Source organism: Virgibacillus natechei, assembly GCF_026013645.1.
GTDB classification, from domain to species: Bacteria; Bacillota; Bacilli; order Bacillales; family Amphibacillaceae; genus Virgibacillus_L; species Virgibacillus_L natechei.
The window spans coordinates 1,058,259-1,073,159 of sequence record NZ_CP110224.1; the positions used below are offsets into that span (position 1 = coordinate 1,058,259).

General features: G+C 43.0%; 6 protein-coding genes, 14 tRNA genes and 3 rRNA genes. 20 read left to right on the forward strand and 3 right to left on the reverse strand.

Annotation, left to right across the window (positions count from 1 at the left end; genetic code table 11):
- Window positions 1-36 precede the first annotated feature (36 nt).
- Window positions 37-1,776 (reverse strand): aminodeoxychorismate synthase component I, encoded by a 1,740-nt coding sequence (gene pabB / locus OLD84_RS05695; protein WP_319962001.1) that lies wholly within the window; start codon window positions 1,774-1,776, stop codon window positions 37-39.
- A gap of 429 nt (window positions 1,777-2,205) precedes the next feature.
- The gene (locus tag OLD84_RS05700) at window positions 2,206-2,598 is read right to left on the reverse strand and encodes a YgzB family protein (protein WP_209463698.1); all 393 of its coding nucleotides are present in this window, start codon (window positions 2,596-2,598) and stop codon (window positions 2,206-2,208) included.
- 1,126 nt (window positions 2,599-3,724) lie between these two features.
- On the opposite strand from OLD84_RS05700, the gene OLD84_RS05705 reads away from it, so the two are divergent.
- The 18 genes from OLD84_RS05705 to OLD84_RS05790 all read left to right on the forward strand — a co-directional run bounded on the left by OLD84_RS05705 (window position 3,725) and on the right by OLD84_RS05790 (window position 11,976).
- Window positions 3,725-5,292, forward strand: a 16S ribosomal RNA gene (locus tag OLD84_RS05705).
- A gap of 195 nt (window positions 5,293-5,487) precedes the next feature.
- Window positions 5,488-8,406: ribosomal RNA gene (locus tag OLD84_RS05710) — 23S ribosomal RNA — on the forward strand.
- A 167-nt stretch (window positions 8,407-8,573) separates the two neighbouring features.
- A 5S ribosomal RNA gene (gene rrf / locus OLD84_RS05715) occupies window positions 8,574-8,689 on the forward strand.
- Together the 16S, 23S and 5S rRNA genes with 14 tRNA genes alongside form the textbook arrangement of a ribosomal RNA operon.
- An 86-nt stretch (window positions 8,690-8,775) precedes the next feature.
- A tRNA-Asn gene (locus tag OLD84_RS05720) sits at window positions 8,776-8,850 on the forward strand.
- A gap of 1 nt (window position 8,851) precedes the next feature.
- Window positions 8,852-8,943, forward strand: a tRNA-Ser gene (locus tag OLD84_RS05725).
- A 16-nt stretch (window positions 8,944-8,959) separates the two neighbouring features.
- Window positions 8,960-9,034: transfer RNA gene (locus tag OLD84_RS05730), tRNA-Glu, on the forward strand.
- A 74-nt stretch (window positions 9,035-9,108) separates the two neighbouring features.
- Window positions 9,109-9,184: transfer RNA gene (locus OLD84_RS05735), tRNA-Val, on the forward strand.
- Between the two features lie 17 nt (window positions 9,185-9,201).
- A tRNA-Met gene (locus OLD84_RS05740) sits at window positions 9,202-9,278 on the forward strand.
- A gap of 78 nt (window positions 9,279-9,356) precedes the next feature.
- A tRNA-Asp gene (locus OLD84_RS05745) sits at window positions 9,357-9,433 on the forward strand.
- Window positions 9,434-9,486: 53 nt separating this feature from the next.
- Window positions 9,487-9,562, forward strand: a tRNA-Phe gene (locus tag OLD84_RS05750).
- 27 nt (window positions 9,563-9,589) lie between these two features.
- Window positions 9,590-9,674 (forward strand) — tRNA-Tyr (locus OLD84_RS05755).
- A 21-nt stretch (window positions 9,675-9,695) separates the two neighbouring features.
- Window positions 9,696-9,769, forward strand: a tRNA-Trp gene (locus OLD84_RS05760).
- A 12-nt stretch (window positions 9,770-9,781) separates the two neighbouring features.
- A tRNA-His gene (locus OLD84_RS05765) sits at window positions 9,782-9,857 on the forward strand.
- A gap of 7 nt (window positions 9,858-9,864) precedes the next feature.
- Window positions 9,865-9,939 (forward strand) — tRNA-Gln (locus OLD84_RS05770).
- 3 nt (window positions 9,940-9,942) lie between these two features.
- A tRNA-Gly gene (locus OLD84_RS05775) sits at window positions 9,943-10,017 on the forward strand.
- Between the two features lie 10 nt (window positions 10,018-10,027).
- Window positions 10,028-10,101: transfer RNA gene (locus OLD84_RS05780), tRNA-Cys, on the forward strand.
- Between the two features lie 11 nt (window positions 10,102-10,112).
- Window positions 10,113-10,194: transfer RNA gene (locus tag OLD84_RS05785), tRNA-Leu, on the forward strand.
- 615 nt (window positions 10,195-10,809) lie between these two features.
- Window positions 10,810-11,976, forward strand: coding sequence for an MFS transporter (locus OLD84_RS05790; RefSeq protein ID WP_209463697.1), 1,167 nt, complete (start codon window positions 10,810-10,812; stop codon window positions 11,974-11,976).
- A gap of 550 nt (window positions 11,977-12,526) precedes the next feature.
- On the opposite strand, the gene OLD84_RS05795 is transcribed toward OLD84_RS05790, so the two are convergent.
- Window positions 12,527-12,853 (reverse strand): hypothetical protein, encoded by a 327-nt coding sequence (locus OLD84_RS05795; protein ID WP_209463696.1) that lies wholly within the window; start codon window positions 12,851-12,853, stop codon window positions 12,527-12,529.
- 373 nt (window positions 12,854-13,226) lie between these two features.
- Here OLD84_RS05795 and OLD84_RS05800 point away from each other — a divergent pair, with 373 nt between their 5' ends.
- Together OLD84_RS05800 and OLD84_RS05805 are read left to right on the forward strand one after the other, a co-directional pair.
- Window positions 13,227-13,880 carry an SDR family oxidoreductase gene (locus OLD84_RS05800; protein ID WP_209463695.1) on the forward strand — a complete coding sequence of 218 codons (654 nt, stop codon included), beginning with the start codon at window positions 13,227-13,229 and terminating at the stop codon, window positions 13,878-13,880.
- Between the two features lie 283 nt (window positions 13,881-14,163).
- Complete coding sequence (locus OLD84_RS05805) at window positions 14,164-14,805, forward strand: YczE/YyaS/YitT family protein (protein ID WP_319962265.1); 642 nt, start codon at window positions 14,164-14,166, stop codon at window positions 14,803-14,805.
- Window positions 14,806-14,901 lie beyond the last annotated feature (96 nt).

Below are 14,901 nucleotides of genomic sequence, written 5' to 3' on the forward strand. Positions count from 1 at the left end.
GTTTTCCAGTATATAACTATAAATTTAGGTTAGAAATTACGGTTCTTTGATTAATTGTACATGCACCCATTCTCTAACACTATTTATAAGCCAGATATTTGAAGGTTCCGCGATCTCATCAAGCGTGATTTTTCTTTCTGTAATAACCCTGTCTTTTAGCAGCCTATCTCGATAGGTCCCAGCAAGTAAACCACTTTCAACGGGTGGAGTGTATAATTGATTGTTGATTTCCACTACGATATTTCCTGTTGTGAATTCCGTTAGTTCCCTGTCTTCATTCCACAATAATATATCGAAAACATCAGGATGTTGATGTAGTATCTTCGTATATACGGATCGATTTGTTGTTTTATGGTAGAGGAATATATTTTGTTTATCTATTGGAACGTTTGCAATGGTGACAGGAACTTGATTTTCAAAGGGTGAAGCTTCACTTCCTTCTATAGTAGGTTCACCTTTATCGTTTACGAGAAGACGCACTTTCAAGAAACTATTTTTTTCGTTTTGCGCATAATTCAGCAGTTTCTCTCTTATGAAATGAATATCTATATCAAAATTAAAATAAGCTGCGGAACTCTTTAAACGTTTCATATGTTCTTCAAGTACCAAATATCGCCCATTAACAAGTCCCAATGACTCTAATAATTCAAAGCCAGTATTCGTTGTGTTTACTATCGCTGCTTTCGTTAAAACTTCTTCATATTCTTCTTCATCTGTTGAATCCCAAGTAATTCCACCACCAACACCATATTGTGCTTCATTCGTTTGGTTATTAATCACCACTGTTCGAATTGGAACATTAAAAATGGCTTCCTGCTCAGGGGTAATGAAACCAATGGTACCGCAATACACCTCCCGCGCTGAATCCTCTAATTCATTGATAATATTCATGGTGCTTATTTTAGGGGCGCCTGTAATGGAACCACATGGAAACAAGGCCTTGAATATATCCGGTAGTTGTTTATCATCAGAAACTTCTGCAGTTACCGTTGACGTCATTTGATAGACGGTAGGGTATTTTTCAATTGCAAAAAGTTCTGGTACTTTTATCGTGCCTGGTTTGGCGATCATGCCTAAGTCATTGCGTAGTAAATCAACAATCATTACATTTTCTGCGCGGTTTTTCTCAGATCTATAGAGCCAATCACGATTAGATTTATCTTCTGCTGGTGTTTTACCGCGGGCAACCGTTCCTTTCATTGGCTTCGTCGTGATGTCCCCGTCCTTTATGCGAAAGAATAGCTCTGGAGAAGCGGATAAAATTGTAAAGTCTCCAATATCAAGGTAAGCACTGTAATTGGCTGATTGAGCCTGGGCCAATCGATTATAGTAAGCAACAGTGTCTCCTTCGAACGTTGCTTGCATTCTTATCGTGTAGTTCACTTGATATGTATCACCTTGTCCAATACATTGTTTAATTGTATTTATAGCGTTGTTGTATGTATCAAGGCTCGTCTGCGGAAACCACTCTGTTGTATAAAATGTCTTGGAGCTTTGTAGTTCCTTTTGGACAGGTTTCTCGAAAATACCAAACCAAAGCAATGGCATTTTTGGGTCGTCATTTACTTTATATGCAGAATCAAAAGCTGGTGCGGTCTCATAGGAAAGGTAGCCGGCAGCATAATACCCGTTATCTACAGCAGCTTGCACACTTCGTAAGGCAGGAAGAACTTCTTCAATCGTTGTTGCGACAATATGTTCAACTGGATTATTAAATTGCAATGGCTTCTTTTGACCAAGATAATCCATGTAATTAAAGTAAAGTAGTGGATCCAATTGGTTTCATTCCTTTCACTTGAAAAAATTCGTAACAATGGAAGTCTATCTTTCGTTAAGGTAGATCTTGGATGTGTTTTGAACCTTCTATTTGTTTTATCGCAGTTTAACGGACGTCCAATCATGAATGGAAACTTGACCAATAATGATGAAAATGGTTTCCGTTCATATATAGGATGTATATTAGCATTCGATATTTCTAATAGAAGTATCGGCACCTACCAAGCTCCAGACTTACGACGCCCAAATGTTTTCGACGGGGTGAGCATTCACCTACAGTCCCAATGGTCTTCGATGGGATGAGCATTCACACGCAGTCCCAATGATCTTCGATGGGACGAGCGTTCACGCGCAGTCCCAAAGGTCTTCGATGGGGCGAGCATTCACGCACAGTCCCAGGACATGCAAAAAATCCGTCGATGGGACGGATTAGGATTTTGTGTTATTTTCTTTTGCTTTTTTCTTGTAACTTCGTTTATTGTATTTTGTATCTAATTCTTCACCTTCTAAGTCTTTGTCTAGTGTTAGTGGCTGTTTACAATGCATACATGCATCAACACGGCCTAACATTTTGGTTGGTTTCTCGCAACTTGGGCAAACGATCGGTACTGCCCGTAAGGATAATGTTCCAATCCAAACATAAACAACACAACTAAAGACTATCGCCAAAAGCCCTAAGATAAAGAATATTGCCATTAACCACTCAGTGCTTCTAGTTAAAAGTCCACCATACATTAATAGAATACCTGCAAAAATTAAAATTAATGCAAAAGAACGTATTTTATTTATTTTACTTGAATTGATTGAACCTTGCTGCGCCATGGTTGTCCTCCTTAATTCTTTCATAGGTAGTATAGCATATTTTTATTAAAATATCGTACTAAAAAAGGAACTTAACGTACATATATCATATCAAAAAAATTGTAACGTGAATATGAGGGAACTGTGGATAAGGAAAATTCCCTGAAACCAATATATCAAGAATGAAATAAAAACATTAGGCGTTTTCCTTTAGCGGCTACCAAGTTCTAATAATGGTCAGAGAAGCCTGATGCATGATGGGGTTGCAGAAAGAACAGTAGAACAGCACATCATAACAGCGGGATTTCCTTTAGAATGGACTGATACAGAGTAATAATGTATGAGAAGGGAATTCAATTGGGATAAATTCATAGAAATTCATAGAAATTTAAAGGAATAGTATAGAGGTTTTCTTATATAACACCATATTTTGAACAAACACCATCAATTAAGTTTGTACTGGAAAAAATAAAGGTGTAGACTATTCTAACGTAAGTATCTAGTGATAAGGAATAAAGGATGATATTGTATCAGGTTCCTATGTTAGAAGATATATGTTGTATTCCAATTCAATAATCTAATTATAAAATGAACAACTTGATTGATCGTTTTGATGAGATGAAAAAATGAAGGTAGAAAAATGTCGGATACTTGTTGACTTTATAAATTAACCATGATACATTTAATTCCGTCGCAAAAAATCGATTGTTTATTTAACGATTTGTGGCGTAAGTCTTAATTGCATTCATAAAGTAAGAGATTTTTTATTCTCTTAGATCTGCAAAAGAAAAATTAAATTACTTATTGACTTTAATAAGTCAGCATGGTAAATTAATAAAGTCGCATTTTTGAGAAGCGGCACAAAATCAAATCTTAAAAAACACTTCAAAAAAGTTATTGACTTATAGAAGTGGGCATGATAAGATGAAGAGGTTGCTATTTTAAAGTAATCACTGAAATTTGCTCCTTGAAAACTGAACAAAACAACCAGTATGTCAAGAAGAACAGGTTACTGTTTTTCACATGTCAGAAGAGGTAAGTGAATGTCCGGATTTTATGAATTCGACAAAAACAAATTTCTTTTGCGCATGAAAGGAAGAAAGCTAAGACAATTGATGAGATTGACGGTGTCGATCTTATTCAAACTTTTTTGGAGAGTTTGATCTTGGCTCAGGACGAACGCTGGCGGCGTGCCTAATACATGCAAGTCGAGCGCGTGAAGCAGATGGAATCCTTCGGGAGGAAATCTGTGGACCGAGCGGCGGACGGGTGAGTAACACGTGGGCAACCTACCTGTAAGATTGGGATAACTCGCGGAAACGCGAGCTAATACCGAATGACACTTTTTATCTCCTGATGAGAAGTTAAAAGGCGGCTTTTAGCTGTCACTTACAGATGGGCCCGCGGCGCATTAGTTAGTTGGTGAGGTAAAGGCTCACCAAGGCGACGATGCGTAGCCGACCTGAGAGGGTGATCGGCCACACTGGGACTGAGACACGGCCCAGACTCCTACGGGAGGCAGCAGTAGGGAATCATCCGCAATGGACGAAAGTCTGACGGTGCAACGCCGCGTGAGTGATGAAGGTTCTCGGATCGTAAAACTCTGTTGTTAGGGAAGAACAAGTACCGTTTGAATAAGGCGGTACCTTGACGGTACCTAACCAGAAAGCCCCGGCTAACTACGTGCCAGCAGCCGCGGTAATACGTAGGGGGCAAGCGTTGTCCGGAATTATTGGGCGTAAAGCGCTCGCAGGCGGTCTTTTAAGTCTGATGTGAAATCTTGCGGCTTAACCGTGAGCGGTCATTGGAAACTGGAGGACTTGAGTACAGAAGAGGAGAGTGGAATTCCACGTGTAGCGGTGAAATGCGTAGAGATGTGGAGGAACACCAGTGGCGAAGGCGACTCTCTGGTCTGTAACTGACGCTGAGGAGCGAAAGCGTGGGGAGCGAACAGGATTAGATACCCTGGTAGTCCACGCCGTAAACGATGAGTGCTAGGTGTTAGGGGGTTTCCGCCCCTTAGTGCTGAAGTTAACGCATTAAGCACTCCGCCTGGGGAGTACGGCCGCAAGGCTGAAACTCAAAAGAATTGACGGGGGCCCGCACAAGCGGTGGAGCATGTGGTTTAATTCGAAGCAACGCGAAGAACCTTACCAGGTCTTGACATCCTCTGCAACCGGTAGAGATACCGGGTTCCCTTCGGGGACAGAGTGACAGGTGGTGCATGGTTGTCGTCAGCTCGTGTCGTGAGATGTTGGGTTAAGTCCCGTAACGAGCGCAACCCTTAATCTTAGTTGCCAGCATTAAGTTGGGCACTCTAAGGTGACTGCCGGTGACAAACCGGAGGAAGGTGGGGATGACGTCAAATCATCATGCCCCTTATGACCTGGGCTACACACGTGCTACAATGGATGGAACAAAGGGCAGCGAAGCCGCAAGGTGTAGCAAATCCCATAAAACCATTCTCAGTTCGGATTGCAGGCTGCAACTCGCCTGCATGAAGCCGGAATCGCTAGTAATCGCGGATCAGCATGCCGCGGTGAATACGTTCCCGGGCCTTGTACACACCGCCCGTCACACCACGAGAGTTAGCAACACCCGAAGTCGGTGAGGTAACACGTTTACGTGAGCCAGCCGCCGAAGGTGGGGCCAATGATTGGGGTGAAGTCGTAACAAGGTAGCCGTATCGGAAGGTGCGGCTGGATCACCTCCTTTCTAAGGATAAATAGAAGGAACGCTTCAGAGGTACCCTAACGGGTTCTCTGAGGTCAGGGGCATACATGGTTGTTTGGTTCAGTTTTGAGGGATGTAAATCTCTCATTTTGTTATTTTGTACCTTGAAAACTAAATAAGAGTAATCAACGACATCAAATTAAATTGTACGTTCTTTTGAATGAAAACAAGTAACTTAGTTAAGTGAAGAAGAGCGCACGGTGGATGCCTTGGTACGAGGAGCCGAAGAAGGACGGGACTAACGCCGATATGTCTCGGGGAGTTGTAAGTAAACATTGATCCGAGAATTTCCGAATGGGGGAACCCACTGTTCGTAATGGAACAGGACATTTATCTGAATACATAGGATAAATGAGGCAGACCCGGGGAACTGAAACATCTCATTACCCGGAGGAAGAGAAAGCAAATGCGATTTCCCAAGTAGCGGCGAGCGAAACGGAAACAGCCCAAACCAAAGAGCTTGCTCTTTGGGGTTGTAGGACATTCCATTGGAGTTACAAAGAAATGCGTTAGACGAATCGATCTGGAACGATCAGCCATAGAAGGTAAGAGCCCTGTAGTCGAAAAGGCATTTCCTCCGGAGTGTATCCTGAGTACGGCGGAACACGAGAAATTCCGTCGGAATCTGGGAGGACCATCTCCTAAGGCTAAATACTTCCTCGTGACCGATAGTGAACCAGTACCGTGAGGGAAAGGTGAAAAGCACCCCGGAAGGGGAGTGAAATAGAACCTGAAACCGTGCGCTTACAAGTAGTCGAAGCCCGTTAATGGGTGACGGCGTACCTTTTGTAGAATGGACCGGCGAGTTACGATTACATGCAAGGTTAAGTGGAAGACACGGAGCCGCAGCGAAAGCGAGTCTGAACAGGGCGTCTCTAGTATGTGGTCGTAGACCCGAAACCGTGTGATCTACCCATGTCCAGGGTGAAAGTCAGGTAACACTGACCGGAGGCCCGAACCCACGTATGTTGAAAAATGCGGGGATGAGGTGTGGGTAGGGGTGAAATGCCAATCGAACACGGAGATAGCTGGTTCTCTCCGAAATAGCTTTAGGGCTAGCCTCAAGGTTGATTGTACTGGAGGTAGAGCACTGATTGGACGAGGGGCCCTCACCGGGTTACCGAATTCAGTCAAACTCCGAATGCCAGCTACTTTGCCTTGGGAGTCAGACTATGGGTGATAAGGTTCATAGTCGAGAGGGAAACAGCCCAGACCGCCAGCTAAGGTCCCAAAGTATACGTTAAGTGGAAAAGGATGTGGAGTTGCCCAGACAACCAGGATGTTGGCTTAGAAGCAGCCATCATTTAAAGAGTGCGTAATAGCTCACTGGTCGAGTGACTCTGCGCCGAAAATGTACCGGGGCTAAACGTATCACCGAAGCTGCGGATTGTTCTAATGAACAATGGTAGGAGAGCGTTCCAAGTGCTGTGAAGTCAGACCGTGAGGACTGGTGGAGCGCTTGGAAGTGAGAATGCCGGTATGAGTAGCGAAAAAAGAGTGAGAATCTCTTTCACCGAAAGCCTAAGGTTTCCTGAGGAAGGCTCGTCCTCTCAGGGTTAGTCGGGACCTAAGCCGAGGCCGAAAGGCGTAGGCGATGGACAACAGGTAGATATTCCTGTACCACCTCGTGACTGTTTGAACGATGGGGGGACGCAGTAGGATAAGGAATGCGCACAGATGGAATAGTGCGCCCAAGCAGTGAGAAAGTCGAATAGGTAAATCCGTTCGGCAATTTCAAGCTGTGATGGGGAGGGAAATTGAGTACCGAAGTTCCCGATTTCACACTGCCAAGAAAATCCTCTAGTGAGGTCACAGGTGCCCGTACCGCAAACCGACACAGGTAGGCGAGGAGAGAATCCTAAGGTGAGCGGGAGAACTCTCGTTAAGGAACTCGGCAAAATGACCCCGTAACTTCGGGAGAAGGGGTGCTCACTCGTGAGTGAGCCGCAGTGAATAGGCCCAAGCGACTGTTTATCAAAAACACAGGTCTTTGCGAAGCCGAAAGGCGAAGTATAAGGGCTGACACCTGCCCGGTGCTGGAAGGTTAAGGGGAAGCGTTAGCTTTCGAGCGAAGCGCAGAACCGAAGCCCCAGTAAACGGCGGCCGTAACTATAACGGTCCTAAGGTAGCGAAATTCCTTGTCGGGTAAGTTCCGACCCGCACGAAAGGTGCAACGACTTGGGCACTGTCTCAACGAGAGACCCGGTGAAATTATACGATGTGTGAAGATGCACATTACCCGCGACAGGACGGAAAGACCCCGTGGAGCTTTACTGTAGCCTGATATTGAATGTTGGTATAGCTTGTACAGGATAGGTGGGAGCCTTGGAAACGTGAGCGCTAGCTTACGTGGAGGCATCCGTGGGATACCACCCTGGCTGTACGAACCTTCTAACCCAGGACCGTAATCCGGTTCGGAGACAGTTTCAGGCGGGCAGTTTGACTGGGGCGGTCGCCTCCTAAAAAGTAACGGAGGCGCCCAAAGGTTCCCTCAGAATGGTTGGAAATCATTCGTAGCGTGTAAAGGCACAAGGGAGCTTGACTGCGAGACCTACAAGTCGAGCAGGGACGAAAGTCGGGCTTAGTGATCCGGTGGTACCGCATGGAAGGGCCATCGCTCAACGGATAAAAGCTACCCCGGGGATAACAGGCTTATCTCCCCCAAGAGTTCACATCGACGGGGAGGTTTGGCACCTCGATGTCGGCTCATCGCATCCTGGGGCTGTAGTCGGTCCCAAGGGTTGGGCTGTTCGCCCATTAAAGCGGTACGCGAGCTGGGTTCAGAACGTCGTGAGACAGTTCGGTCCCTATCCGTCGTGGGCGTTGGAAGTTTGAGAGGAGCTGTCCTTAGTACGAGAGGACCGGGATGGACATACCGCTGGTGTACCAGTTGTTCCGCCAGGAGCATGGCTGGGTAGCTACGTATGGCAAGGATAAGTGCTGAAAGCATCTAAGCATGAAGCCCCCCTCAAGATGATACTTCCCATCACTTTAAGTGAGTAAGATCCCTCAGAGACGATGAGGTAGATAGGTTCGAGGTGGAAGCGTGGCGACACGTGCAGCTGACGAATACTAATCGATCGAGGACTTAACTAATTTCTTATTTGATCGGCGTTGATGATACTCTTATTTAGTTTTTAGGGTATAAATGGACAAAAACCCTTGCAATTTAGACAAAAAATGCATATAATAAAACTTGTCCTTATCATAAGGAAGTTCTGTAAAATGTTCACATCCAGTGAATAACACAGAATGACATCAGGTCTGGTGGTAATAGCGGAGAGGTCACACCTGTTCCCATGCCGAACACAGAAGTTAAGCTCTCCAGCGCTGATGGTAGTTGGGGCTTTGCCCCTGCAAGAGTAGGACGTCGCCAGGCAAATTCTATTTCATGGAATAATTTCTTAGCATGTTCATACATATATCTGATTAATTATTCTCGAATGAATTGCTCAAATTGATTATTCCACAGTAGCTCAGTGGTAGAGCTATCGGCTGTTAACCGATCGGTCGTAGGTTCGAATCCTACCTGTGGAGCCATGGAGAGCTGTCCGAGTGGCCGAAGGAGCACGATTGGAAATCGTGTAGGCCGTTCACGCGGCCTCGAGGGTTCGAATCCCTCGCTCTCCGCCACTTTTAATATATGATTGGCCCGTTGGTCAAGTGGTTAAGACACCGCCCTTTCACGGCGGTAACACGGGTTCGAATCCCGTACGGGTCACCAACTTTTAAATTATAAGACTTCTTTATAACCTATCTTATGTATTGGACATAAGACGGTAACGCATCATTTTCACTGGAGGATTAGCTCAGCTGGGAGAGCACTTGCCTTACAAGCAAGATGTCGCAGGTTCGAGCCCTGCATCCTCCACCATTACTAATTCATTATATCGCGGGGTGGAGCAGTCTGGCAGCTCGTTGGGCTCATAACCCAAAGGTCGCAGGTTCGAATCCTGCCCCCGCAACCAAAAAATTTCAGTTGACTACTATGAATGTGTATTTATGTTAATTGAAAATGATAGTGTACTTTAGTGCACAAAAAACATGGTCCGGTAGTTCAGTTGGTTAGAATGCCTGCCTGTCACGCAGGAGGTCGCGGGTTCGAGTCCCGTCCGGACCGCCATTTTATACAGAACTAATGTGTTGATTTATGATTAAATATTTACTGTTTCATCTGGCTCGGTAGCTCAGTCGGTAGAGCAACGGACTGAAAATCCGTGTGTCGGCGGTTCGATTCCGTCCCGAGCCACCACTTTTAATTAATTAGTAAGACATATATGGAGGGGTAGCGAAGTGGCTAAACGCGGCGGACTGTAAATCCGCTCCCTCAGGGTTCGGGAGTTCGAATCTCTCCCCCTCCACCATTTATGTTTAAATAAATACGTAGGGGTATAGTTTAACGGCAAAACGGAGGTCTCCAAAACCTTTGATGTGGGTTCGATTCCTACTACCCCTGCCATTTTTTTATATGGCGGTCGTGGCGAAGTGGTTAACGCACCGGATTGTGGCTCCGGCATTCGTGGGTTCAATCCCCACCGGTCGCCCCATAGAAATTGGGCTATAGCCAAGCGGTAAGGCATCGGGTTTTGATCCCGTGCATCCCAGGTTCGAATCCTGGTAGCCCAGCCACTTGCGGAAGTAGTTCAGTGGTAGAACACCACCTTGCCAAGGTGGGGGTCGCGGGTTCGAATCCCGTCTTCCGCTCCATTTTATTAATGGCGGTATAGCCAAGTGGTAAGGCAGAGGTCTGCAAAACCTTTATCACCGGTTCAAATCCGGTTACCGCCTCCATATATAATTATGCCGGTGTGGCGGAATTGGCAGACGCGCATGACTCAAAATCATGTTCCTTCTGGAGTGCCGGTTCGATCCCGGCCACCGGTATCAGTGTAACATATATATGGCGCTATCTATTCGACTAGGTAGTGTCTTTTTGTTTATAAAATTACGTAGAATGTACATATAATAGTCATGCAACCACGAACAACCATGACGAAGGCTTGACTTTCTTTCCTTATTTACTAGGAAGGATGCTTATTTTTGTGTCTAAACGGAGAAGTAATAATTTAAATCCGTAGGAAATTCGCATAGCAATCGAGTCATAAGAGTTAGAGACGTTGACTTACTACGAAGTGGTAAGGATTCAGCCAAACTGTAAATTTTTAAACAATCACTTTTGTACATATAATAGTGGATTAATGAAGGTCCAGGATATTGCTATAGCATGGTAATGATGGTGGGACGAGAAAGCGGGCAAGATGTCCCAGTTAGCTATATAGAATGGGACACTTTTCCTGTCCCTATGTCCCATAACCAAATTAATTGGTAAAATAAGAAAACTTTCTGTCCCGCAAACAAATATAAATGGAAAATGGGTTTCCGGGTTTGCTCCTGTGAAAATGCTGAAATTTTTACATGACTATCAGGGAGATTCGGACTGAGTATGTTTGGTAAATAGACATGCTCGCGGGTCCAACTAACAACTAAGGTGGATGTACATTGAAACTAAATAAAGCATTGCCAATACTTTTTATCATTATGTTCCTTGTCATGGTTGGCTTTGGGATCATTATACCTGTGCTTCCATTCTATGCAGAGGAACTGGGAGCATCGCCTACGGAACTTGGATTATTAATGGCTGTTTATTCCTTGATGCAGTTTATTTTTGCCCCAATGTGGGGACGTATTTCCGATCGTGTAGGCCGGAAGCCAGTAATCTTGATTGGTATTTTTGGATTGTCGCTATCCTTTTTCATGATGGCACTGTCTACACAGCTATGGGTGCTTTTTGTTGCGCGCTTTATCGGTGGTGTATTATCTGCTGCAAACATGCCGACAGTCATGGCTTATGTTGCGGATATCACAACAGAGGAAGATCGAGGCAAGGGAATGGGAATCGTAGGAGCAGCTACCGGGCTTGGTTTTATATTTGGTCCGGCGATTGGTGGAACATTTACGGACATTAGCTTGGATGCTCCGTTTTATATTGCAGGGATTGTATCGTTCGCTACTATGTTCCTAGTATTCTTTATTCTAAAAGAATCTATCCATCTATCAACAAGTGGAGCGGCTGCACAAAAAAAACTGTCATGGAGAAATGTTTTTCAAGGACCTTTATTCATGTTGTATTTTCTGCAATTTTTTATAACAGTATCATTAGCCGGTTTGGAAGCAACCTTTGCTTATTTTGCAGCGGAAAGGGCAGGGTTGGACGCCGTGTCGTTGGGTTACATATTTATGATTATGGGGCTTGCAAGTGCGGCTGTACAGGGATCTATGGGTGCATTGACAAAAAAATTCGGAGAAGTGCGTATTATACAGGCGGGAATTTTCATTTCTGCCCTAGGTTTTGCGCTTATTCTATTTACACAGAATTTTATCACTGCGGCCATATTTCTGTCCATATTTGGTGTTGGCAATGGGGTAATCCGGCCAAGTGTTTCCTCGCTGTTAACGAAAAAGTCAACTGTTGGGTACGGTATGGTGACGGGATCCTTGTCTTCATTTGATTCCTTGGGGAGAATCATTGGACCTGTGCTTGGAGGACTTTTGTATTCCGTTTTCATAGGATTGCCATACATATCGGGTATCATTCTTTCTTTGTTTGCCTTTGTCCTGTTTCGGACGGCCTTGGCAAAAACAAATCTCGCAGATAGGGGTACATAAAATAAATTCGGTGTTGCGGAATTACATCAAATCACCTTATAAACGTTTGGAGTTTTTTCTTCAGGCGTTTTAATTTGTTGTAAGTAATGGTAAAATTCTGATGATGGCAATAAATAATGGTTAACTGAAGTTTGTGTTGCTATGAGAGAAGTGGTTATTGCTTTTAAAGGATGTTGATTTAAAATGAGTATGTTACTGTAGGCTTTCGCTATCATTCTTCCTTTCTTAGGATTTTTGGTTTATGGCTAGTCCAAAATCGCAGGAGGAATTTAATTTCCATCCCTATTGCAATAATATTAATGCTGTCTGGTAGATTTTGGCAATCAATACGAAAAAAAACAGACAGAGCCTTCTCATTAGCTGTCGGCTCTTTATATAAATGATGGTTTGGAGTAAAGACGTGTTATAATTAGAGTTACTTCCCCCAATCATTTTAGCCTGCTGCACTTTATCTTTTGGATAAATGCAATAACAGGTTCTGCCGGATAGGAATATTCCACCTCGCGGCTAAGATGATCAACAATTTTTTTGCGTTCCATCTGACTCCTTACTATTCAATTTCCTCCAAAAACTGTATATCCTCTTTTGATAGACGTTCTCCGTTAATCTTCACATTCCCATCCAGCTTTACTTTTCCTTCCATCAATTCCTTATGGGACAGTACACACGGAATATCGTGCTTTACTGGTATTCCTTCATTGTCATAAAATATGTATCCTTCTTTTTCATCAAATATAAAAGAGTTGATTTTCATATTTGGTGTAATGAATAATGTCAATTTGTCATTTCCATTCCACATTATTTTTACAAGGATTTTCTTTTTTGTTTTCTTTTCAAGAAGCGTTTTTAAAGCACTAATTGAAACGATGTCATCCATGAGTACACCTCCTGACTGCGATACTCCACTTTGAATTAAAAAATTATCGTATAGATCATATTTTAACTGTTATTCCTTAAATTTAAAAATAAAAATCCTGCATTGTTCAACTGATTAACGGAGGAACGGCATGAAAAAAATATGCAGATCAAATTTCGCGGCACACATTATGATTTTGGCTATTATTAGGGAGAAATACTGAAAGGTTCCATTTTGATAAAAAATAGGGAGCAGCAATGGAAAGTGAGAAATGATCCAGCTAATCAGCTTTACTGCTTGAGTCAGAATAATAGACAACGCCCTGCTAATTATTTACGATAAAGAAAGGGAATACAAAAAGGTCTTATTAAATCTATTAGAAAGGGTGGATAAAGTGAAAGTTCTAGTAGTAGGAGCAAATGGTCAAATTGGAAAACAGTTGGTTAAATTTATACAGGAAAGTGACAACCTTGAAGCTAGGACAATGATCCGCAAACAGGAACAGGCGTCTTTTTTTGAAGATTTAGGTGCAGAAACGGCACTGGTGGATCTGGAAGATGATATCGATGCAATTGCAAAGGCTGCCGATGGAGTTGATGCGGTCGTATTTACTGCAGGTTCCGGTGGTCACACAGGAAAAGACAAAACCATTATGATTGATTTGGATGGGGCTGTAAAAACGATTGAAGCTGCTAAAACTGCAGGAGTGAAACGATTTATCATGATCAGTTCATTTGATACCACTCGTAAAGCCATTCAGGAAGCAAATGAAAACTTTGCACCATATGTTGTCGCCAAGCACTATGCTGATGAATGGTTAAAAGCAACCGACCTAGATTATACGATTATCCATCCAGGGTTTTTAACAAATGATGAAGGAACTGGAATGATAAATGCCGCTCCTGAAGTGAAGAGCGACGAAGTGCCAAGAGAGGATATTGCAAGAGCGATTCTTGCCAGTCTGGAAAATGATAAATCAATCGGAAAGGAATTTCAGGTAGTAAAAGGCACAACAACGGTGAAAGAAGCAGTTGATTCCATCAAATAATTTTAAAATAATTTTACCAGTGAAGACAACTTGCCAAAGAGGTGGGTTGTCTTTTCGTTTTCAGTGATCTCAAAGGAACGTTTTAAATTGCTGATCAATATTGCAGGCACTGGCGGTTTTCTAGTCACATCTGATGATCTGACGAATGCCAAGTCTTCTAATCACTTGTTTATGATAAAATCGATAATGGGTGTTAGTCAGAAGCCTGCTGTGAAATGGATTTTATGTTAACATAGTTATTTATAGGCTCTTTTTTGAAAGAAGGTTGATCGTATTGATACATATGATGCGTTGGTTCTTTTTCGTAATAGGAATTATGTTTTTTAGTTTAGGAATTAGTATTGCAATAAAGGTACAACATCTGGGTATCCACCCGTGGGATGTGCTGAATGTAGCGCTTTTCGAGCGAGTTGGCTTATCGATTGGTTCGTGGGCTATTATCATTTCTGGTGTGTTAATTATTGTGTCGTGGATCCTGGATAAAAGTTATATTAAATCGGGGACCTTCTTCAATGCTTTCTTAGTAGGAGCATTTGTTGATCTTTTTTTATGGGTTGATTTCCTTCCAAATGCTACGCATGCATGGCCGGATATTCTTATTATTCTTTCTGGAATTGTAATTATGGGTCTTGGTGGTGGGATGTATAATGCTGCAGGAGTTGGATCAGGCCCGCGAGATGGGTTTATGTTATCCATTTCTGATAAGTTGAATGCACCTATTAGTAGGGTTCGGATTGTGACGGAAAGTTCTGTTCTGGTATTAGGTCTAGTATTGGGAGGGCCTGTATTTTGGTTTACGTTTATTTTTACATTCATTCAAAGTCCATTGTTTCAATTCTCTTATTATAAATTCGGTAGCCTTATCACTGCTATTGAATCTAATTTTTTAAAGCGCAAGGAACAATATTCAAAAACAAGTGTGTAAATGAATTTTCAGGATAATTTGTACTTAGTTATGGGTTTTTCACCAATAGATAATTGAATTTCACTGTAAAAACCTATTGTAAAATGGTCTTTTAAA

What these genes read in the sequence shown, in the direction of transcription:
- OLD84_RS05795 (WP_209463696.1), bottom strand. Translation starts at nt 12,853, where the DNA reads ATGGATGACATCGTTTCAATTAGTGCTTTAAAAACGCTTCTTGAAAAG.
- OLD84_RS05700 (WP_209463698.1), bottom strand. Translation starts at nt 2,598, where the DNA reads ATGGCGCAGCAAGGTTCAATCAATTCAAGTAAAATAAATAAAATACGT.
- OLD84_RS05805 (WP_319962265.1), top strand. Translation starts at nt 14,164, where the DNA reads ATGATGCGTTGGTTCTTTTTCGTAATAGGAATTATGTTTTTTAGTTTA.